Origin of the sequence: Streptosporangium sp. NPDC048047 (genome assembly GCF_040653115.1) — a bacterium.
Classification (GTDB): domain Bacteria; phylum Actinomycetota; class Actinomycetes; order Streptosporangiales; family Streptosporangiaceae; genus Streptosporangium.
This window is the reverse complement of sequence record NZ_JBEZNH010000007.1, coordinates 1-19,135: the sequence shown is the minus strand read 5'-3', so window position 1 is coordinate 19,135 and position 19,135 is coordinate 1. Positions and strand designations below refer to the sequence as shown.

17 protein-coding genes and 1 pseudogene are annotated in these 19,135 nt (G+C 71.1%); 10 read left to right on the top strand and 8 right to left on the bottom strand.

The genetic code is table 11. From position 1 onward, the window contains the following. Positions 1 to 70 precede the first annotated feature (70 nt). Positions 71 to 862, bottom strand: coding sequence for a trehalose-phosphatase (otsB, locus tag AB0D67_RS08220; protein ID WP_362931285.1), 792 nt, complete (start codon positions 860 to 862; stop codon positions 71 to 73). A gap of 277 nt (positions 863 to 1,139) precedes the next feature. Further along, positions 1,140 to 1,436: pseudogene (locus tag AB0D67_RS08215) on the bottom strand (DUF3263 domain-containing protein); the annotation flags it as partial. 115 nt (positions 1,437 to 1,551) lie between these two features. Between AB0D67_RS08215 and AB0D67_RS08210 the strand changes: the two are divergent. Both AB0D67_RS08210 and AB0D67_RS08205 read left to right on the top strand, forming a co-directional pair. Further along, positions 1,552 to 2,355, top strand: a complete 804-nt coding sequence (locus AB0D67_RS08210; protein ID WP_362931283.1) for an SAM-dependent chlorinase/fluorinase — start codon at positions 1,552 to 1,554, stop codon at positions 2,353 to 2,355. 326 nt (positions 2,356 to 2,681) lie between these two features. Further along, the gene (locus tag AB0D67_RS08205) at positions 2,682 to 3,119 is read left to right on the top strand and encodes a hypothetical protein (protein ID WP_362931281.1); all 438 of its coding nucleotides are present in this window, start codon (positions 2,682 to 2,684) and stop codon (positions 3,117 to 3,119) included. 217 nt (positions 3,120 to 3,336) lie between these two features. Here the strand turns inward: AB0D67_RS08205 and AB0D67_RS08200 are convergent, their stop codons facing one another. The 5 genes from AB0D67_RS08200 to AB0D67_RS08180 all read right to left on the bottom strand — a co-directional run bounded on the left by AB0D67_RS08200 (position 3,337) and on the right by AB0D67_RS08180 (position 9,039). Next, the gene (locus tag AB0D67_RS08200; protein WP_362931279.1) at positions 3,337 to 4,350 is read right to left on the bottom strand and encodes a dipeptide ABC transporter ATP-binding protein; all 1,014 of its coding nucleotides are present in this window, start codon (positions 4,348 to 4,350) and stop codon (positions 3,337 to 3,339) included. After that, positions 4,334 to 5,371 carry an ABC transporter ATP-binding protein gene (locus tag AB0D67_RS08195; RefSeq protein WP_362931276.1) on the bottom strand — a complete coding sequence of 346 codons (1,038 nt, stop codon included), beginning with the start codon at positions 5,369 to 5,371 and terminating at the stop codon, positions 4,334 to 4,336. The genes AB0D67_RS08200 and AB0D67_RS08195 overlap by 17 nt, the downstream gene beginning before the upstream one ends. A 12-nt stretch (positions 5,372 to 5,383) precedes the next feature. Continuing rightward, positions 5,384 to 6,340, bottom strand: a complete 957-nt coding sequence (locus AB0D67_RS08190; RefSeq protein ID WP_362931274.1) for an ABC transporter permease — start codon at positions 6,338 to 6,340, stop codon at positions 5,384 to 5,386. Next, a complete protein-coding gene (locus tag AB0D67_RS08185; RefSeq protein WP_362931272.1) occupies positions 6,333 to 7,271 on the bottom strand; it encodes an ABC transporter permease in 939 nt (312 codons plus the stop codon). The genes AB0D67_RS08190 and AB0D67_RS08185 overlap by 8 nt, the downstream gene beginning before the upstream one ends. A 133-nt stretch (positions 7,272 to 7,404) precedes the next feature. Continuing rightward, positions 7,405 to 9,039 (bottom strand): ABC transporter substrate-binding protein, encoded by a 1,635-nt coding sequence (locus AB0D67_RS08180; RefSeq protein WP_362931270.1) that lies wholly within the window; start codon positions 9,037 to 9,039, stop codon positions 7,405 to 7,407. 508 nt (positions 9,040 to 9,547) lie between these two features. Here AB0D67_RS08180 and AB0D67_RS08175 point away from each other — a divergent pair. The 4 genes from AB0D67_RS08175 (at position 9,548) to AB0D67_RS08160 (ending at position 12,296) form a co-directional block, all read left to right on the top strand. Continuing rightward, positions 9,548 to 10,483, top strand: coding sequence for an ABC transporter permease (locus tag AB0D67_RS08175; protein ID WP_362931268.1), 936 nt, complete (start codon positions 9,548 to 9,550; stop codon positions 10,481 to 10,483). Then, positions 10,476 to 11,327 (top strand): ABC transporter ATP-binding protein, encoded by an 852-nt coding sequence (locus tag AB0D67_RS08170; protein ID WP_362931266.1) that lies wholly within the window; start codon positions 10,476 to 10,478, stop codon positions 11,325 to 11,327. Before AB0D67_RS08175 ends, AB0D67_RS08170 begins: the two co-directional genes overlap by 8 nt. A gap of 51 nt (positions 11,328 to 11,378) precedes the next feature. Next, on the top strand, positions 11,379 to 11,900 hold the full coding sequence (locus AB0D67_RS08165; RefSeq protein WP_362931264.1) for a YbhB/YbcL family Raf kinase inhibitor-like protein: 522 nt from the start codon (positions 11,379 to 11,381) through the stop codon (positions 11,898 to 11,900). Positions 11,901 to 12,092: 192 nt separating this feature from the next. Beyond that, positions 12,093 to 12,296 carry a hypothetical protein gene (locus AB0D67_RS08160; protein WP_362931262.1) on the top strand — a complete coding sequence of 68 codons (204 nt, stop codon included), beginning with the start codon at positions 12,093 to 12,095 and terminating at the stop codon, positions 12,294 to 12,296. 400 nt (positions 12,297 to 12,696) lie between these two features. Here AB0D67_RS08160 and AB0D67_RS08155 read toward each other — a convergent pair whose 3' ends face one another. Continuing rightward, positions 12,697 to 13,059, bottom strand: a complete 363-nt coding sequence (locus tag AB0D67_RS08155; protein ID WP_362931260.1) for a hypothetical protein — start codon at positions 13,057 to 13,059, stop codon at positions 12,697 to 12,699. Between the two features lie 528 nt (positions 13,060 to 13,587). Between AB0D67_RS08155 and AB0D67_RS08150 the strand changes: the two genes are divergently transcribed. The 4 genes from AB0D67_RS08150 to AB0D67_RS08135 all read left to right on the top strand — a co-directional run bounded on the left by AB0D67_RS08150 (position 13,588) and on the right by AB0D67_RS08135 (position 19,080). Further along, a complete protein-coding gene (locus AB0D67_RS08150) occupies positions 13,588 to 14,202 on the top strand; it encodes a DUF1707 domain-containing protein (RefSeq protein WP_362931258.1) in 615 nt (204 codons plus the stop codon). 292 nt (positions 14,203 to 14,494) lie between these two features. Beyond that, positions 14,495 to 15,604 carry a phosphate acyltransferase PlsX gene (gene plsX / locus AB0D67_RS08145; RefSeq protein WP_362931256.1) on the top strand — a complete coding sequence of 370 codons (1,110 nt, stop codon included), beginning with the start codon at positions 14,495 to 14,497 and terminating at the stop codon, positions 15,602 to 15,604. 253 nt (positions 15,605 to 15,857) lie between these two features. Further along, positions 15,858 to 17,606: an arginine--tRNA ligase gene (argS, locus tag AB0D67_RS08140; protein WP_362931254.1), complete on the top strand. Its 1,749-nt coding sequence runs from the start codon at positions 15,858 to 15,860 to the stop codon at positions 17,604 to 17,606. A 145-nt stretch (positions 17,607 to 17,751) separates the two neighbouring features. After that, entirely contained in the window at positions 17,752 to 19,080 is a 1,329-nt protein-coding gene (locus AB0D67_RS08135) for a hypothetical protein (protein ID WP_362931252.1), read from the top strand. The last annotated feature ends 55 nt before the right edge of the window (positions 19,081 to 19,135 follow it).

The following is a 19,135-nucleotide window of genomic DNA, read 5'->3' as shown; positions in this document are numbered from 1 at the left end:
GCCGGCGCCGCGCCCCACCACCCCGCCGTCACTCGACCGGCGCCGCGCCGCGGGCCCGCCCGCGCCCGGTTCAGGCGCGGTCCGCGCCCCCGGATTCGATCGTGTCGGCGATCGAGGCGAACAGCTTCATCACCCCGTCGGGCCCGTCCACCACGATGTCGGCCTCCACCTCCAGCTCGGCCGACCCGCTGAACACCGTCACGCCGGGCAGGCCCGACGTCCGTACGGCCTCGAACGCCGCGATGTCGCCGAGGTCGTCGCCGGCGAACAGCACCGAGCGCGCGCCGCGCTCGCGCAGGAACGCGCCGAGCGCCATCCCCTTGTCCATCCCCGGCGGCCGCAGCTCCAGCACGAACTTGCCGGGCTCCACCGCCAGCCCGGTCTCGACGGCCAGCTCGGCGACCGGGTCGCGCAGCGCTGCGAGAACGCCCTGGGGGTCGTGGGCCCGCCGGGTGTGCACGGCCAGCGCCCGCTCCTTGTCCTCGACCACGACCCCGTCGAACGGCTCGACCAGCCGGGGCAGGCCCGCCCGCGCCCGGTCCAGGCCGGGGTGCGGCGGCGGCGAGGTGACCGTTCCCGCCTCCCAGCGTTCGAGGCCGTAGTGGCCGAGCACGACGACCCCGGGTATCCCGGCCAGGGAGCCGTACTCCACGGCGGTGGCCGCCGGGCGCCCGGTGACGACCGCCACGGCGCCGACCAGACGGCCGAGCCTGGTCAGTACGGCGACGCCGTCCGGGTGGATCCTGGCGTCGGCGGGGTCGGGCACGATCGGGGCGAGCGTGCCGTCGAAGTCGACCCCGATCACCGCCCCGGCGGGGTCGGCCGTGATCGCGCGCAGTCCGTCAGGGAGGTCAGTGGTCATGCTCGCTCGCTCCGTCGTCGGCCCGGCCGTCTCGCCGGATCACCGTGTCTCACCGCGTCTCATGTGGATCACCGCGTCTCGTGCGGATCACCGGCTCGCCGTCGTCTCCCGGCTCGCCGTCGTCTCCCGGCTCACCGGCGTCCGCCGGGGTGCCCGCTCGCTGTGCCGTACCCCTCCATTTGATGATTTATCCGAAATAGGGGCTATCACCAGGCTCGCCGGGCGGAGCGTCGCGTGAGGCGTCGGACGGAGAGGAGGCGCCGGGCGGGGCCGACGGGCCGGAGCGGCGGACGTCCCGGTCACGACGGCGCGTCTCACGGAGCCGGCGCAGACGCTTGACGAGCATCGGGTCCTGGGCCAGCGCCTCCGGCCGGTCGACCAGCTCGCCGAGCAGCTGGTAGTAACGGGTGGCCGAGACGCCGAAGGTCTGCCGGATGGCCTGCTCCTTCGCGCCGGGACGGCGCCACCACCGGCGCTCGAAGGCCAACAGCTCCCGCTCCCGCCCGGTGAGTCCACGGGCGTCCGGCTCGCGTCCGGCGCCTTCGCCGTCGCCGGGGACCGGTGCGCCGTCCATCGCCCTCCTCCTCGGTCGGGCACCCGGCGACCACGCCGAGTGCGCGCCCGGAAGTCAGGATAGTCCGGAATTTCTGCCTGTTCACGGCGAAGGCCCCGACGTACAGTCACCAGGTGTGACCTCAGTCATCACCATTCTCACGGACTACGGCCTGCAGGACGGCTACGTCGCCTCCTGCCACGGCGTGATCGTCGGCATATCGCCGGAGGCGCGGATCATCGACGTGTGCCACCAGGTTCCGACGGGGGACGTACGGCGTGCGGCGGCGATCCTGGCGCAGACGGTCCCCCACATGCCGCCCGCCGTCCACATCGCCGTGGTGGATCCCGGGGGCGGGGCCCGGCGCGCTGTGGCGGTCGAGGCGGGCGACCACGTGTTCCTGGGGCCGGACAACGGGGTGCTGTCGTGGGCGGTCCAGGCGAACGGCGGCGCGCGGGCGGCCTACGAGCTCACCAACGAGGAGTTCTTCCACCGGCCCGTCTCACCGACCTTCCACGGCCGCGACGTCTTCGCGCCCGTCGCGGCGTTCCTGACGGTCGGGCGCAGGCCGTCCGAGGTGGGGCCGCCGATCCCGCTCGACCGGCTGGTCTCGCTGCCCGCGCCGACCTCGCGACTGCATGAGGGCGCGGTGGAGGGCGAGGTGCTGTCTGTGGACGGCCACGGCAACACCCAGCTCTCGGTCACCGGGGGCGACCTGGCCACGCTGGGCGCGCGTCCCGGGAGCACCCTGGTGGTCTGGCTGGGCAGGCGGCACGTCACCGTGCCGTTCCGTGAGACGTTCGCCGCCGTCGCGCCGGGCGAGCTGGTCGCCTTCACCGACTCGGCGGGGCTGCTGTCACTGGCGGTCCACGCGGGCGACGCCTCGCAGCGGCTCGGCCTGCCCCCCGGCGCCCACGTGCGCCTGTCGGTCCACCCCTGACCCGCGCCGCGCCCCGCGGCCCGGGGCCGTGCCGGTTCACCCCTGACCCGCGCCGCGCCCCGCGGCCCGGGGCCGTCTCCGGTTCCGGCCGCCGGGGACCCCCGGGCGCGAGGGTCACGACGGTCGCGGCCGTGCGGTGCCAGGCGGGCTTTATCTCACTGTCTGCCCGCCTATGGTGCTGCGATCATTGCCGCCGCCTGACCTTCTCGGCACCGCCCGTAGACGCGCCGCTGGATAGTCTCACTCTCGCTACTTCGCGTGATCACGCGCATACGCGGAGTTCCAAGGCCAATCACTGGCGCGATTTCCTTTCGGGGGGAACACAAATGATTCGTCGTCTTCTCGTCACCTCGGCGTGTGTCGGCCTCGCCGTCCTCGCCCCGGCCGTCGCCGCCTCGGCGTCCACGGCCAAGACGGCCAACTGCTGCGGGGGCAGCGCCTTCATCCCGACCAGCACCGTCACCTACGGCCAGGTCGTCACCTCGACCCCGGTCGCCATCGCCAGCGGCGCCAACTGCTTCGGCGGCGGCTGGGGCGTCGGCGGCGGCAGCTGCTGGGGCGGCGGCAGCTGCTGGGGCGGCGGCTGGGCCGGCGGCGGCTGGGGCGGTGCCGGCTGGGGCGGCGGGCTCGTCCCCGGTGGCGGCGGCTTCCTCGGCGGCGGCAACAACATCAACACCCTCAGCCCCGGCACCGGCGTCGTGGGCAACGGCACGGGCATCGGCGGCCTCGTCGGCGTCGGCAACCTGGGCATCGGCATCCTCTAAGGAGCGGTGCCGCCGGCCGGTCCCGCGCACTGCGGCGGGCGCCGGCCGGCTTCTCCGAATACCGGAAAGGGGCGGTGCCCCGCACGTCACCGTGCGGGGCACCGCCCTCGGCCGTTTTCCGGCACGCGGCCGTACCCGACCGCCGGCCCGTACGGCCGGCGCGTCGCGCGACGGCCCGCCATACGGGCCGTGCGGGCCGTACGGCCGGAGAGAACCCCTACACGTGCACCACGTCGTGGGTCTCGGCGAAGTGGCAGGCGCTGGCGTGCCCGGTACCGGGCCTGATCTGCAGCAGCGGCTCCTGCTGGGCGCAGATGTCCTGCGCCTTCCAGCACCGGGTGCGGAACCGGCAGCCCGACGGCGGGCTGGCCGGGGACGGCGGGTCGCCCTGCAGCACGATCCGCTCGCGCCGTTCCCGCCCGTCGGGGTCGGGCACCGGCACCGCCGACAGCAGCGCCTGGGTGTACGGGTGCGCGGGCCGGTCGTAGATCTCCACGTCCGTGCCCATCTCCACCATCTTGCCCAGGTACATCACACCGACCCGGTCGGAGATGTGGCGGACCACCGACAGGTCGTGGGCGATGAAGACGTAGGCGAGGCCGAAGTCCCGCTGCAGCCGCTCCAGCAGGTTGACGACCTGCGCCTGGATCGACACGTCGAGCGCGGACACCGGCTCGTCGCAGACGATGATCTCCGGCTGGAGCGCCAGGCCGCGGGCGATGCCGATGCGCTGGCGCTGCCCGCCGGAGAACTGGTGCGGGTAGCGGTTGACGTGCTCGGGGTTGAGCCCCACGACCTCCAGCAGCTCCTGCACCTTGCGGCGGCGGTCGCCCTTGGGCGCGACCTCGGAGTGGATCTCGTACGGCTCGCCGATGATGTCGCCCACGGTCATCCGGGGGTTCAGCGAGGTGTACGGGTCCTGCATCACCATCTGGATGTTGCGGCGGACCCTCTTGAGCTCGGCCCCCTTCGCGTTCGCGATCTCCCGGCCGTTGATCCTCACCGAGCCGGAGGTCGGCCGCTCCAGCGCCATCAGCACCTTGGCCAGCGTGGACTTGCCACAGCCGGACTCGCCGACGATGCCGAGCGTCTCGCCGCGGCGCAGGTCGAAGGAGACCCCGTCGACGGCCTTGATCGCGCCGACCTGCTTCCTCAGCAGGACGCCCTGGTGCAGCGGGAAGTGCTTGACCAGGTCGCGGACCTCCAGGATCGGCTCACCTTCGGCTGTCATCGAGGACCTCCCTCCAGTAGTGGCACGCGCTGCCCCGGGTCGGCCCGATCGGATGCAGCGGTGGCGCGTCGGTGACGCAGTCGTCCTGACGGTAGGGGCACCGGGGGTGGAAGGCGCAGCCCCGCGGCATGTCCAGCAGGTTCGGCGGCATGCCCTTGATGGCGTACAGCTCCTGGCCCTTGAGGTCCACCCTGGGGATGGAGTCCAGCAGGCCCTTGGTGTACGGGTGGGCGGGCGCGCGGTAGATGTCGTGCACCAGGGCGTTCTCCACGATCCGCCCGCCGTACATGACCGCGATCTTGTCGGCCACGTCCGCCACGACGCCGAGGTCGTGGGTGATGAGGATCAGACCCATGTTGCTCTCGCGCTGGAGTTCGGCGAGCAGCTCCATGATCTGGGCCTGCACCGTCACGTCGAGCGCCGTGGTGGGCTCGTCGGCGATCAGCACCTCCGGGTCGAGCGCGATCGACATCGCGATCATGATGCGCTGGCGCATGCCGCCGGAGAACTGGTGCGGGTAGTCGTTCACCCGCTGCCGGGCCGCGGGGATGCGGACCCGGTCCATCAGCTCGATCGCCTTCTTCGTGGCGTCGCGGCGGGACATGCCACGGTGGACCCGGAACATCTCGCTGATCTGCCAGCCCACGGTGAACACCGGGTTCAGCGCGGAGAGCGCGTCCTGGAAGATCATCGAGATGCGCTGGCCGCGGACCTGCGCCCGCTGGTCCTCCGGCAGCCGCAGCAGGTCGGTGCCGCGGAAGCGGATCTCACCGCGGGGGATGCGGGCCGGCGGCATGTCGAGGATGCCCATGACGGCCTGCGCGGTCACCGACTTTCCGGAGCCGGACTCGCCGAGCACGGCGAGGGTCTCGCCGGGGCTCAGCGAGTAGCTGACCCCGTTGACCGCCTTGACGACGCCGTGGCGGGTGGCGAACTCCACGTGCAGGTCGTCGACGGCGAGCAGCGGTTCGTCACCCGGGGCCGTCCGCGCCGGCAGCACCGGCGTCGAGGTCTTCTTCACAGCGGGTCCCCCTTACCGCAGCTTCGGGTCGAGGGCGTCGCGCACGGCGTCGCCCAGCATGATGAAGGCCAGCACGGTCAGGCTCAGGAACAGCGCCGGGAACAGCAGCGGAGCCGGAGCCTCCAGGAACCGCTCCCGGGCGTCGGAGATCATCAGACCCCAGGAGATGTCCGGGGAGCGGAGGCCGACGCCGAGGAACGACAGGCCCGCCTCGGCCGCGATGAACGTGCCCAGGTTGATCGTGGAGACCACGATCACCGGCGCGACGGCGTTCGGCAGGATGTGCCGGAACATGATCCGGGGGGCCGAGGCGCCGAGCGCCCGTGCGGCGACGACGTAGTCCTGGCTCTTGGCGGTGATCACCGCGGCCCGCATGATGCGGAACGTCATCGGCCACGTCAGCACGGCCAGCGCCAGCATGACGGTCCAGACGTTGCCGGTACGGAAGACCGCGAGGATGAGCAGCGCGCCGAGGATCGACGGGATCGCGAAGAAGATCTCGGTGATCCGGGAGAACAGGGTGTCCACCGCGCCGCCCTTGAACCCGGCGAACAGGCCGAGCAGGCCGCCGACGACCGCGGTGACGATCGTGGTGCTCAGGCCGACCACGATCGAGTTGCGGGCCCCGTGGAGGGTGCGCGCGTAGACGTCGCAGCCGAGGTTGTCGGTGCCGAAGAAGTGGGCGCCGCTCATCGGCTGCCGTGCCTTGCCGAGGTCGCAGCCGGCGGCGTCGAACGGGTTCACCGAGGTGAAGAGCCCGGGGAACGCCGCGATGAGCAGGATGACCGAGATGAGGACGGCCGAGCCGATGAAGAGGGGGCGGCGGCGCAGGTCGTGCCAGGCGTCGCTCCACAGGCTCGCCGCCTTGGGCGCCTTGGGCGCCTTGGGCGGCTTGGCGGCCCCGCCGTGCCTGGCGGTCCCGCCTCCGTGCTTGCGGCGCCGGGTGGCCGGCGCGATCGTGTCACTCATAGCGGATCCTCGGGTCGAGCACGGCGTACAGCAGGTCTACGACCAGGTTGGCCAGGATGTAGACCAGCACCAGCACGGTCACGATCCCGACGACCACGGACTGCTCGCGCAGGTAGACGGAGCTGAACAGCTGCTGGCCGATGCCGGGCAGATTGAAGATCGTCTCGGTGATCACCGCGCCGCCCATCAGCGTGCCGAGGTCGGCGCCGAGGAAGGTGATCAGCGGGATCAGGGCGTTGCGCAGCGCGTGCCGGCCGACGACCCGGCGGCGGGGCAGACCCTTGGCCACCGCGGTGCGGATGTAGTCGGCGCGCAGCGTCTCGGCCAGGCTGGTCCTGGTGAGCCGGGTGAGGTAGGCGATCGACACCCCGGCGAGCACGAAGCCGGGCAGAAGATAGCTGCGCCAGCCCTCCGTCACGCCCGCGATGGGGAACAGGTCGATCCCGGCCGTCTTGAGCTTCACGCCCAGCAGCAGCTGCAGGACGAAGCCGGTGACCAGCGTGGGGATGGAGATCAGCACCAGCGTCGCGGCGAGGATCGCCGAGTCGGCGGGCCGGCCGCGGCGCAGCGCCGCGAGCAGGCCGAGGCCGATGCCGATGACCGCCTCCAGGACCAGCGCGGTCGCCGCCAGGTTGATGGTCACCTGGAACTTCCCGGCCATGAGGTCCGTCACCGGCACGCCGGCGAAGGTCTTGCCGAAGTCGCCGCTGAACAGTCCCGTGAGGTAGTACCAGTACTGCACGATGAACGGGTCGTTCAGGTGGTACTGCTCGCGCAGGATGCCGACGATGTTGGGGTCCAGCCGCTTCTCGCCCGCCAGCGCCGCGATGGGGTCGCCGGGCAGCGCGAAGACGATGGCGTAGATGAGCAGGGTGGCGCCCAGCAGGACGGGTATCGCCTGGATCAGGCGCCTGAGGATGTAGCGGCCCATTCAAGCCTCCCTTGTGCCCCGCCGCGGCCCTCCCCGGCCGGCACCCGGGGGTGGTCGGTGCCGGACGAGGAGGGTCCGCGGCCGTGAGGCGGTTCGTGCGGCCGGGCGCGGCGCCCGGCCCCTGGGGCGTCGGTCAGGCGACCTTCTCGACCTTGGTCCAGACGACCTGGTTGAGGAGGTTGGTGGTGACGCCCTTGACGTGCTGGGAGAAGGCCGCGTTGGTCCGGTAGAAGTACACCGGGATGTACGGCAGATCCTTGATCAGGATGTCGTCGGCCTGCTGGTAGTACTTCAGGCCCTCCTCCTGGGTCGCGGCGGCGTCGCCCTTGGCCAGCAGCTCGTCGAACTGCTTGTTGGACCAGCCGGCGTAGTTGGAGCCGGTCTTGATCGCGACGGTGGAGAAGACCGGGGTCAGGTAGTTCTCCGCGGACGGGTAGTCGATCGCCCAGCCCATGCGGAACATGCCGGTGTAGCTCTTCTTGTCCAGGTCGTCGAGGATCGAGGCGAACTTCTCGAACGGCTTGACCGTGACCTGCACGCCGAGGCCGGCGCGGAGGCTGTTGGCGACGGCCTCGATCCACTCCTTGTGCGGGCCGTCGGTGTTGTAGCCCAGCTCCAGCGTCTTCGGGCCGCCCGCGGCCGCGTACTGCTCCTTGGCCTTGGCCGGGTCGTAGGTGCAGACCGCGCAGGCGCCCTGGCGGTAGCCCTCCAGCAGCGGGTTGATGAAGTCGTCGGCGGGGGCGCGGGTGCCGGAGAAGACGGTCTCGGCGATCGTCTTGCGGTCGATGGCCATGGAGATGGCCTCGCGCACCTTGATGTTCGAGTAGATCTTGTTGTACTGCAGCGGGAAGCCGATGTAGCCGACGCCGGCGTCGGCGGTGTCGATGTAGCGCTCGCCCAGCTCGGTCTTGGCCCGGGAGATGGCCGACGGGGGCAGCGAGTCGTGGACGTCCAGGTTTCCGGCGACCAGGTCGTTGAACGCGGTCTCCGGGCTCGTGTAGAGCTTGAACTGGAGCTTGTCGAACTTAGGCTTCTCACCCGGGAACTTGTCGTAGCGGGTGAGGTCGATCGTCTGGTCGGTGCCCTTGTTGTAGGGCTTGTCGAGCTTGAAGTAGCCCTGGCCGATCGGCTGCTTGGCGTACGCGTCGGTGATCTTGCCGTCGGGGCCGAAGGCCGCCTTGGGCAGCGGGTAGAACGCGGTGTAGCCGAGCATCGTCTTGAACTGCGAGAACGGCTTGGAGAGCGTCACCTTGAAGGTGCTCTCGTCGACGGCCTTGAGGCCCTTCATCCCCTTGGCGGAGACGGTCTTGCCCTCGCCCGGGTTCAGGTCGGCCCAGCCCTCGACGCGGCTGAAGAAGCCGTTGGCGCCCTGCGCGTTGTCCTGGTTCGCCGCGTAGTTCCAGGCGTCCACGTAGTTCTGGGCGATCAGCGGCTCGCCGTTGTGCCAGGTGTAGCCCGGCTTGAGCTTGATCGTCCAGACCTTGTTGTCGGTGGACTCGATCGACTCGGCGACGTCGTTGACGACCTGCTTGTTCTCGTCGTAGTCGACGAGCGGGGCGAAGATCGCGGCCAGGACCTCCGAGCCCTCGGACTCGGTGGTGTCGCCGGGGTAGAAGAGCTTCTGCGGCTCACCCAGCTCCATGCGCACGGGCTGGTCACCGCCGGCGGCCGACCCCCCACCGGTGGAGGACTGGCTGCCGCACGCGGCGAGCCCGAGCGCGAGCAGCGCGGTGCCAGCGATGATCCGTGCGCCGTTAGTAACGCGCATTGTAGGTTTTTCCTCCCTTTACAGGCGGACGTCGCCGATTAACTGCCGAAGACCGGGGCACAACGGAAGAGGATCTTGTGGTCCTCAGGTCCCCGTCACCCTGGGCAACGTGCTGACGCCACACCAGTCAGACGCGACTATCCCGTACCGCTCCACACCGAGTCGCCCCTGTGATGTTGCAGTTCGGTCACGCTTGTGCCGGTTCAACGTCATAAGTCTGCCAGCACCGCCCCCACAACCCCCCATCGAGGTATTAACCCGACATAGGGGCACATATGGTACGTGAACGACCAGGCTAAAATACCGGCGCACCGGCAGTGCTCGCACCCGTTGCCCCCCTGCTGACCTTGAGCTGGGCTAACGTTGGGCGGGGCGAGAGGGACCCGGGGTCCATCGGCAAACCACACGAATCGCCGTGGAACCTCTTTCCCGGAGATCCCGTCCAATGTGTGCGGCGGGACCCCCGCCGCAGGCACTTCAACCACTCGCATCCAATAGAGTCCTTGCCATGAGCCAGCCGGAATCCGCGATCGCGGACGCCCAGGCGGGCGGCCCGAAGAACGGCACCTCCGCCACGGGGCAGGAGCCGCTGGCCAAGCTCGCCGAGCGTTACGGACTTCGGCGTGCCATCGCACGCCCCAGTCTGCCCGTCTACCTGCGCCAGTTGTGGGAACGACGGCACTTCGTCATGACGTACGCCACCGCGCGCAACGTCTCGAAGTACAGCAACTCAGCCCTGGGCCAGCTGTGGCAGGTCCTCACGCCGCTGCTCAACGCCGCGATCTACTACGTGATGTTCGGCCTCATCCTCGGGGCCAAGGGCGGCATCGTGAACTACCCGGCGTTCCTCATCACCGGGATGTTCGTCTTCACCTACACCCAGCGCTCGGTGAGCAGCGGCGCCAAGGCGATCTCCGGCAACCTGTCGCTGATCCGCGCCCTGCACTTCCCCCGCGCCGCGCTCCCGCTCGCCTACACCATCCAGGAGTTCCAGCAGCTCCTGATATCCATGGGCGTGCTGGTCGCGCTGATGTTCGTCCTCGGCGAGATGCCCACGTGGCTCTGGCTCCTCGTCCCGGTCGCACTGGCGCTGCAGACCATGTTCAACATCGGCGCGAGCCTGGTCCTGGCCCGCGTCGGCGCCTCGGCCCGCGACCTGAACCAGCTGCTGCCCTTCATCATGCGCACCTGGCTGTACGCCTCCGGGGTGTTCTTCTCCATCCAGGACCGGGTCGTGAACGCCGCGCACCTGCCCCAGTGGGTCGCCGACGTCATGTACTTCAACCCGGCCGCCGCCTACATGGAGCTCATGCGCGACCTGCTCATGCAAACGCACGAGCTTCGCCCCTACATCTGGCAGGTCTGCGTATTCTGGGGAGTGTTCGCCCTGATCGGTGGCTTCTGGTACTTCTGGCGAGCCGAGGAGAAGTACGGCCGTGGCTGAGTTGACCGAGGAGCTGTCGCACGTGAAGGCCGAGGAGCCCGGCGTCCCCAGCACGGACGTCAGGGTGCACCCTGACCCCGAACCCGCGGGCAAGGGCGAGGAGCCCGTCCCCACGGTCATCGTGGACGATCTGCACATCATCTACCGCGTGTACGGCGCGGCCACCGACAACGAGAAGGGCAACGCCGCCAACGCCCTCATGCGCCTCGTCAAGCGCCAGGGACGGCCCCAGATGAAGGAGGTGCACGCCGTACGCGGCGTGTCCTTCGTGGCCCACCACGGCGACGCCATCGGCATCGTCGGCCGCAACGGCTCCGGCAAGTCCACGCTGCTGCGCGCCATCGCCGGCCTGCTGCCGCCGCACTCCGGCGCCGTCTACACCGACGGCCAGCCGTCCCTGCTCGGCGTCAACGCCGCGCTGATGCGCGAGCTCACCGGCGAGCGCAACATCGTGCTCGGCTGCTACGCCATGGGCATGAACCCCGCGCAGGTCAAGGAGAAGTACGACGACATCGTCGATTTCTCCGGCATCGGGGAGTTCGTGCAGTTCCCCATGTCCACCTACTCCTCGGGCATGGGCGCCCGCCTGCGCTTCGCCATCGCCTCGGCCAAGTCCCACGACGTGCTGCTCATCGACGAGGCCCTGGCCACCGGCGACCGCGACTTCAAGCGCAAGAGCCAGGAGCGCATCAAGAAGATGCGCGACGAGGCCGGCACGGTCTTCCTCGTCGCCCACAACCTCGACGTGATCGAGGAGACCTGCAACCGGGTCATCTGGCTGCACAAGGGAAAGATCAAGATGGACGGCGACCCGAAGGCGGTCCTCGCCGCCTACAACGCCTGACCCCGGGCAGGATGGGGAGGTCAGAAAGACCGTCCCACCGGAGGTGAACCTGTGTCCTCGCGGCCACCGATCCCCTACGACTTCCTGCCCCAGGTCCCCGCACTGACCGTCGAGAGCGACGACGTCCGCGACGGCGAGACCATGTCCCGGACCCACGTGTTCGACGACTGGGGCTTCACCGGAGAGAACCTCTCCCCCCACCTGCGCTGGTCCGGCGCCCCTGAGGGCACGCTGAGCTACGCCGTCACCTGCTACGACCCCGACGCCCCCACCGGCAGCGGGTTCTGGCACTGGCTGCTGTTCGACATCCCCGCCGACGTGACGGAGCTTCCGAGGGGCGCCGGGAGCGCCGACGGCGGATTCGGCACCCACGGCCGCAACGACTACAGCGCCAACGCCTACGGCGGCGCCGCCCCGCCGCCCGGCTGGCCGCACCGCTACGTCCTCGCGGTGCACGCCCTCGACGTGGACAAGCTCGATCTGGGCCCCGACACCCCGCCGGCCGTGGTCGGGTTCAACATCACCGCCCACACCCTGGCCCGCGGCTACATCGCACCGGTCTACGAGAGCTGACCACCGCGCCGCCGCCCCGGTCCTGCCCCGGGCGGACCGGCGCCCGCAGGACGGCCGCCCGCCCGGACGCGTCCCGGCACACCCGGTTCCCCGGCCCCGCCGCGTCCGGCGCGCCGGGCGGGCCGCCGCGTCTCCGGCGCGCCCGTCCCGATCCGCTGACACGAGGATCAGCGGTCCGCTATGATTCGAACGTTGGTTCGATCATTGGAAGCCGTCATGGAGTGGGGGAGCGCGTTGCGAGAGCTGTCGACCGCGATCGACCACCTGGCCGTCGAGGACCCATCCGAGATTCCCCGCCTCCAGCTGACCGAGCAGCTCATCGAGCTGCACTGGCAGATGGCACGGCTCCAGGCCCAGATCGCCCGCCGCACCGCCGTACGGGCGCCGGGGGCCTGAGCGGAGCGGGTCCGCGCACACCCGGGGGATCCGCGGGCCCGAAGCACCCGGGAGACCAGCGCGAGGTCCCCGGCACCGGGAAGGGCGGCGCCCCGGGGCGCCTCACGCCCACCGGGAGGGCGCACGTGGCCGGACTTCGGCGGCCGGTCACGGCGCGCGGCACGACGGAGAGGGGACGGCCGATGCACATCGGCCGCCCCCTCTCCTCGTCACGGTCATCCGGCTCCCGGCGGGTGCCGAGGGCCGGGGGCCGCTCCGAGCCCCGTCCCGGGCCCCGTCCCGCGAATCGATCCGCGGTCCCGCGAAGCCATCCGCGGTCCCACGAAGCGATCCGCGGGGCGGAGACCCGGACCGTCCGGTGGCGCCCCCGCCCGTTCGCGGGAGCGCCACCCGGCCGCCGTCAGCGGCCCATGACCACCAGCGGCATGCCGCCCATCGGCATCCCGCCCATCTGCGCGCCCATCGGCATGCCGCCCATGGGCATGCCACCCATCGGCATTCCGCCCATCGGCATTCCGCCCATGGGCATCCCGCCCATCGGCATGCCCATGGACGGCATGCCCGTCTCGGTGCCGCCGTTGAGACCGAGCGACCCGATCGGCTGGCCGAGCAGGTTGAGGTTGTCGAGCTGCAGACCGAGGATGCCCAGCAGGTTGTCGTTCCCGCCGATACCGCTGTTCGTCGCCGCCTGGGCGGGGGCGCACACCGTCGCCGCGATACCGAACGCCGCGACGGCCACGGCCGTCTTGATGACCTTCTTCATGGTTGCCTTCCCAGCTTCTCTTCGGCCCGCTTGACTCCCGGACTCTTTTCGGGAAGCGGGCTTTCGGACCCTGTGTCGCCGGCGGGCGCGAGGTGAAGGGTGCGCGGAGAACGCGCCGGCCGGGAACCGCTCGGCATTTGTATCCCAGGCCGGACGGCGCGAGATCGGCCTTTGGCCAGCTGATTACCCTCCTGGCCCGCGCCGTCCCGTTCCCGGGTGCACACTTGACCGGTCACGGCGGATACGGGGCCTCCACGCCACGGCCCACACTCCCACCGGACGGCACACCGGAACCCCGAACCGGATGCGGCCCGCCTCCCCTGCGTCCTTCCGGTTCCGGACAGCACGGCCCCTCCCCGATACCTCTCCCGCTCCGGACCGCACGGCCTCTTCCCCGGCGTCCTTCCGGCTCCGGACCGCGCCCCCACGCGGCTCGCCGTTCCCGACGCTCCGTACGACTTGACGTCCTCCTCCGGAAAACACCGGATTCGCCTATCGCGATATATCTTGTCCGCATACAATCGGCGTATGACCTCCCTCGACCCCGCCACCCGCGTGGCCGGTCTCGTCCCGCACGGGTCCGACCCCGCGCTGCGCGCCTCCGACGCCGACCGCGACCATGTGGCGAGCGTGCTGAGCGAAGCCCTCGCCTCCGGCAGGCTCACCAGCGTCGAACACGCCGACCGCCTGGAGGCGACCTACAACGCCGTGACCGTGGGTGAACTCGTCCCGATCACCCGCGACCTGCCCGACATCACCTCGGCCGGCACCGGCGCCGCCCCCGTCCGGCAGGAGATCGGCGCGGTCTTCAGCAAGGTGATCCGCGGCGGGCGCTGGATCGCCGGACGCCACACGGCGCTGAACGCCACCTTCGGCGCCCTGATCGTCGACCTGTCCGACGCCGTCCTCCCCGGCCGGGAGATCACCCTTGAGGTCGACTGCCGCTTCAGCAAGATGATCGTCAGGGTCCCCGAGAGCTCCCACGTCATCGACGAGGTCGGCGCGCTGTTCTCCAAGCGCAGCATCTCGGGCGGCATCGGTGCCGGGGACGGGCCCGTCATCAGGGTCGTCGGCAACGTCGCCTTCGGGAAGATCATCATCTCGCGGGAGACCACCGACTGGAACCTTCCCTCCAGGCACTGAGGCCCGCCCCTCCCGAGGCCCTCCCGCCTCCGGGAGCCTTCCTCCGGACCCCGGAACGCTTTCGAGCCCCGAAACACCTCTGCGTCCCCGGGAGGCATCTGCGTCCCGGGAGGCCTTCGGACCCCGGCCGCTTCCCCGAACGCTTTCGAACTCCGGACGCTTTCGGGCCTCGGACGCTTTCGGGCCCCGAGTGGGAAGGACCGCATCCGGGGGCTCCGGCCCCCCGGGAGACCGAGCCCGCGGCCACCCCGCCTACGATGCGGACATCCCCTTTCCCGCACGAGGTGACCGCTTGCCTGACACCGACGCCTCCGGCGTCCCGCCCATCGCCCTGGACGCCATGGGCGGCGACCACGCTCCCGACGAGATCGTCGCGGGAGCCGTGCGGGCCGTACGGGAACACGGGGTGCCCGTCCTCCTCGTGGGCGCGCCCCGCCCTCTCCACGAGGCGCTCGCCCGGCACGACGCGCTCACCGAGATCCCCATCGTGCGGGCCGAGGAGGCCCTCGCCATGGACGAGGGCGCCCTGGCGAGCCTTCGCCGCCCGCGCTCCAGCATCGCCGTCGCCTGCCACCTCGTACGGCGGGGCGACGCCTGCGCCGTGGTCTCCGCCGGCTCCACCGCCGGGGTGGTCGCCACCGGCAAGCTACGGCTCCGCAGCCAGCCCGGAGTGCTCCGTCCGGCCATCGCGGTCGCCCTGCCGACCAGGCCCGTCCCCACCATCCTGCTGGACGCCGGGGCGAACGCCGAGGTCAAACCCGAGATGCTGGTGCAGTTCGCCCATCTCGGAGCCGCCTACGCGCAGGCATGCCTCGACATCCCCGACCCCACGATCGGCCTGCTCACCATCGGCAGCGAGCCGGAGAAGGGCAACAAGCTCGTCCGGCGGGCCCACGAACTGCTGTCCGCCGCGCCGGGCCTCAACTTCGCCGGCAACATCGAGGGACACGACCTGCTCACCGGAGCCGTCGACGTCATCGTCGCCGACGGCTTCACCGGCAACGTGGCGCTCAAGACCATGGAGGGCAGCGTCCGTTACGCCTTCTCGGAGCTGGGGGCCACACTGCGGGAGAGCCACGCGGCCCGGCTGGGTGGCCTGCTGCAGCGCAGACGCCTCAGGGAGCTCCACCGGCGGCTCGACCCGGAGGTCCACGGCGGGGCCGTACTGCTCGGCCTGAACGGCACCGTGGTCATCGCGCACGGGGCCTCCCGGGCCGGCGGCGTCAGCGCCGCGTGCGTCCTGGCGGCCGAGCTGGCCCGGCGGGGCGTGGTGGCGCGGGTGGGAGAACGCCTGGCCCACTCCCGGTCGCACCGCCTCTGGGGACGATCGTCCCCGCAGGCCTCCCCGGCCGCGACCCCGCCGCCGTCTCCGCCGGACCCCGGCGACGGCCCCCCGGAATGAGACCGCCGTACGGGCGGGACGGCCACGTCGGTGAGACCGCCGTACGGGCAGGGCCGCCACGCCGGGCGAGACCCCGTACGGGCGGGACCGGCGCGTCCGGCGAGACCCCGTACGGGCGGGACCGGCGCGTCCGGCGAGACTCCGGAACGAGGCCGCGCAGCCCTCCCGCACCCCTGTCCGCGACCGTTTTCAAGATCATGTCATCGGCCGATATATAGCGGGTTCAACGCAGGCCAACCGATACCCTTGATACATGACCGACCCGCAGCTCGTGCTCACCGAGCGCGTCCAGCAGGCGCTGGCCGCCGCCTTCGGCGCTGAGTACGCCACCGCAGACCCGCTGATCCGTCCTTCGCAGTTCGCCGACTACCAGGCGAACGTCGCGATGAGCCTGAGCAAGCGACTGCGACGGGCCCCGCGCGAGGTCGCCCAGGAGATCGCCGACCGCCTCTCCGGCGCGAGCGGGGAGGGTGAGCCCTTCCCCGGCACCGTCGAGGTCAGCGGCCCCGGCTTCCTGAACATCACCCTCTCCGACGACTGGATCACCGGTCAGGTCACCGGCCTGCTGGCCGACCCGCGGGCCGGCGTCCCCGAGACCGCGTCGCCGCAGACCGTCGTGGTCGACTACTCCGCGCCCAACGCGGCCAAGGAGATGCACGTCGGCCACCTGCGCACCACCATCGTCGGCGACGCGCTCGTCCGCGTCCACGAGCACCTCGGCAACCGGGTCGTCCGGCAGAACCACCTGGGCGACTGGGGCACCCCGTTCGGCATGCTCATCGAGCACCTCCTCGACATCGGCGAGGACGCCGCCGTGGCGCAGCTGGAGGCCGGCGAGGGCAACGCCTACTACCAGGCCGCCCGCGCGAAGTTCGACGGCGACTCCGAGTTCAACCGGCGCGCCCGCGCCCGCGTGGTCACCCTCCAGGCCGAGGAGCCGGAGACCATGCGCCTGTGGCGCATCTTCATGGACGCCACGGTCCGCTACTTCAACAAGGTCTACGCCCAGCTCGGCGTGCTGCTGACCGACGCCGACATCGCCGGCGAGAGCATGTACAACCCCATGCTCGCCCAGGTCTGCGACGAGCTGCAGGAACGCGGCATCGCCGTGATCAGCGACGGCGCGCTCTGCGTCTTCCCGCCCGGCTTCACCGGCCGCGAGGGCCAGCCTCTCCCGTTCATGATCCGCAAGAGCGACGGCGGGTACGGCTACGCCACCACCGACATGGCGACGATCCGCTACCGCGTCCAGGACCTCAAGGTCGACCGCATCCTCTATGTGATCGGCGCGACCCAGGCCCTGCACATGTCGATGCTGTTCGCCTCCGCCCGGATGGCCGGCTGGCTGCCCGACCACGTCGACGCCGAGCACGTCCAGATCGGCAGCGTGCTGGGCAGCGACGGCAAGATGTTCAAGACCCGCAGCGGCGAGTCCGTCAAGCTGCTCGACCTGCTCACCGAGGCCGAGACCAGGGCCGCCGCGGTGATCGCCGAACGCGACTACGACGAGGCGACCCGCGCGGAGATCGCGCGCGCCGTCGGCATGGGCGCGGTCAAGTACGCCGACCTGTCGGTCAGCCACGACAGCGAGTACGTCTTCGACTTCGACCGCATGCTCGCTCTGACCGGCAACACCGGCCCCTACCTGCAGTACGCCACCGCCCGGATCCGCTCCATCTTCCGCAGGGGCGAGGTCGACCCGGCGGAGGCGACCGGTCCGATCGTCCTCGGCCACCCGGCCGAGCGAGCCCTAGCCCTCCAGCTCCTCGGGTTCGGCCCGGCCGTGCTGGAGATGGCCGAGGGGTCGGTCCCGCACAAGCTCGCCGCCTACCTCTTCGAGACCGCGAGCGCCCTCACCACGTTCTACGAGCACTGCCCCGTACTCAAGGAGGGCGTCGAGCCTGCCACCCGCGCCTCGCGCCTGGCCCTGCTCGCGCTGACCCTGCGCGTCCTGGAGACCGGCCTGGGCCTGCTCGGCATCCCGGTGCCCGAGCGCATGTGAGATCATCGACCGAATGATCGCCTTGATTCAGCAAATCGAGGCGATCATCCGGCAAAGTTGGATTCGGCGCGCCTCCCGACGGGGATGACCGGATCGCACTACGCTGGCGCGGTCAGTCGGTCACGATTTCGGGGAGTTCTCTGCCTTGAGCACGGACCTGACCGCGAGCCCCCGCATCGGAACGGAGCCGCACCGCTACGCCGAGGCGCTCCTTTCGGGCCTGACCGCCGGTGACGGCGCCGGCCTCCCGATGCCACCGGAGACCGCGGACGCGCCCGAGCACTGGCTGGGGCCCGCCGTCCAGGCTCTCGACATGATCCTGCGGGGCGAGGACGCCCTCGAACCTCTCGGCCGCGCCGCCCAGCTCGACGGCCGACAGACCGCGCTCTTCCTCTGCCTCGCCCTGGCCGTCGCCGGGCAGGGCGAGCAGATCCACGCCTCCTGGCTCGGCATCGCCTTCGGTGAACTGTCGCTGGACCGGCCGGTCACCCACGGCCAGCGCGCGCTCTGGCTCGCAGCCGCCCGCGGCGCGTACGGCCCCGCCGGCAAGATCTTCGTGCTCCGCAGGCTCGACGCGGTGGCCATCCCCGCGCACGCCGAGCCCGAACGCTGGCTGAGCGCGCTGACCCCGCACGAGCCCGCGATGGTGGTACCGCCCTCGCTGGTCGACTTCCCCCAGCTCGCCGAGCTTCCAGAGTTGGCCGAACCGGTGCAGGCCGCCGCCCAGCTCGCCCGCCTCCGCGGCCGGTGCACCGAGATCACCTCCGCCCGGCAGAACGGCTCCGGCCGCACACCGGCCGTCCCCGAGACGAGGCCCACGGAGGCCGAGAAAGAGCTCCTCGGCGCCCTACGGCACCTCATCGGCTCCGCCGAACCCGAGACGCCGCCCGGCCGGCTCACCGACCACCTCCTCACCGACCTGCGGCCCGGTTCCGACCTGCACCTCGCGGGCATCGCCCTGCACGTGGCCGCGCCCATCGTGCGGTCCGCCGCGGAGACCCTCGTCACGGCCACCCAGGCCGAGCCGCCGGAATCGGTCACCATGCCGATCCTGGGACACCACGTGGTCCTCCGGCCGGAGGGCCCGGACCCCGAGTCGCTGGCCGCGGCCGAGGAGCGGATCTCCGTCGAGGGTGTGCCGGACCGCGGTCGCCCCTGGATGGGTTACGCGCTCCTCGTCTTCGGCGTCGCCGTACTGGCGGCGGCGTTCGCCACTTCGGCGACGCTCCCCCTCGCGGGCCTGGCGCTGGCCCTGTTCGCGGCGGGAGGCTACGGGCTCTGGCACCGGCGCAGGCGCGAGCGGGCCGACGCCGAGTACGTCACCGCACAGCTCTCCGAGCTGAGGGAGCTGGCGGAAGGGGCCGTATGGGCGCTGCACGAGTACGCCCGGGAGAACGAGAAGCGCGTCCATGACGCGGCGGCGGACCTCACCGAACTGATCCGCCTGCTCCGCAGGGGACCACGCGCCCGCTAATACTCCAGCATCACTTTGTGATCTCTGGTGTGTAGCGTGTCGTCCTTGTGATGGA

Bases quoted from the DNA above. Each gene is read 5' to 3' on its own strand.
- AB0D67_RS08185 (WP_362931272.1), bottom strand. From the start codon at position 7,271: ATGGGCCGCTACATCCTCAGGCGCCTGATCCAGGCGATACCCGTCCTG.
- otsB (WP_362931285.1), bottom strand. From the start codon at position 862: ATGACCACTGACCTCCCTGACGGACTGCGCGCGATCACGGCCGACCCC.
- argS (WP_362931254.1), top strand. From the start codon at position 15,858: ATGACCGACCCGCAGCTCGTGCTCACCGAGCGCGTCCAGCAGGCGCTG.
- AB0D67_RS08150 (WP_362931258.1), top strand. From the start codon at position 13,588: ATGACCTCCCTCGACCCCGCCACCCGCGTGGCCGGTCTCGTCCCGCAC.
- AB0D67_RS08175 (WP_362931268.1), top strand. From the start codon at position 9,548: ATGAGCCAGCCGGAATCCGCGATCGCGGACGCCCAGGCGGGCGGCCCG.
- AB0D67_RS08205 (WP_362931281.1), top strand. From the start codon at position 2,682: ATGATTCGTCGTCTTCTCGTCACCTCGGCGTGTGTCGGCCTCGCCGTC.
- AB0D67_RS08155 (WP_362931260.1), bottom strand. From the start codon at position 13,059: ATGAAGAAGGTCATCAAGACGGCCGTGGCCGTCGCGGCGTTCGGTATC.
- AB0D67_RS08190 (WP_362931274.1), bottom strand. From the start codon at position 6,340: ATGAGTGACACGATCGCGCCGGCCACCCGGCGCCGCAAGCACGGAGGC.
- AB0D67_RS08180 (WP_362931270.1), bottom strand. From the start codon at position 9,039: ATGCGCGTTACTAACGGCGCACGGATCATCGCTGGCACCGCGCTGCTC.
- AB0D67_RS08200 (WP_362931279.1), bottom strand. From the start codon at position 4,350: ATGACAGCCGAAGGTGAGCCGATCCTGGAGGTCCGCGACCTGGTCAAG.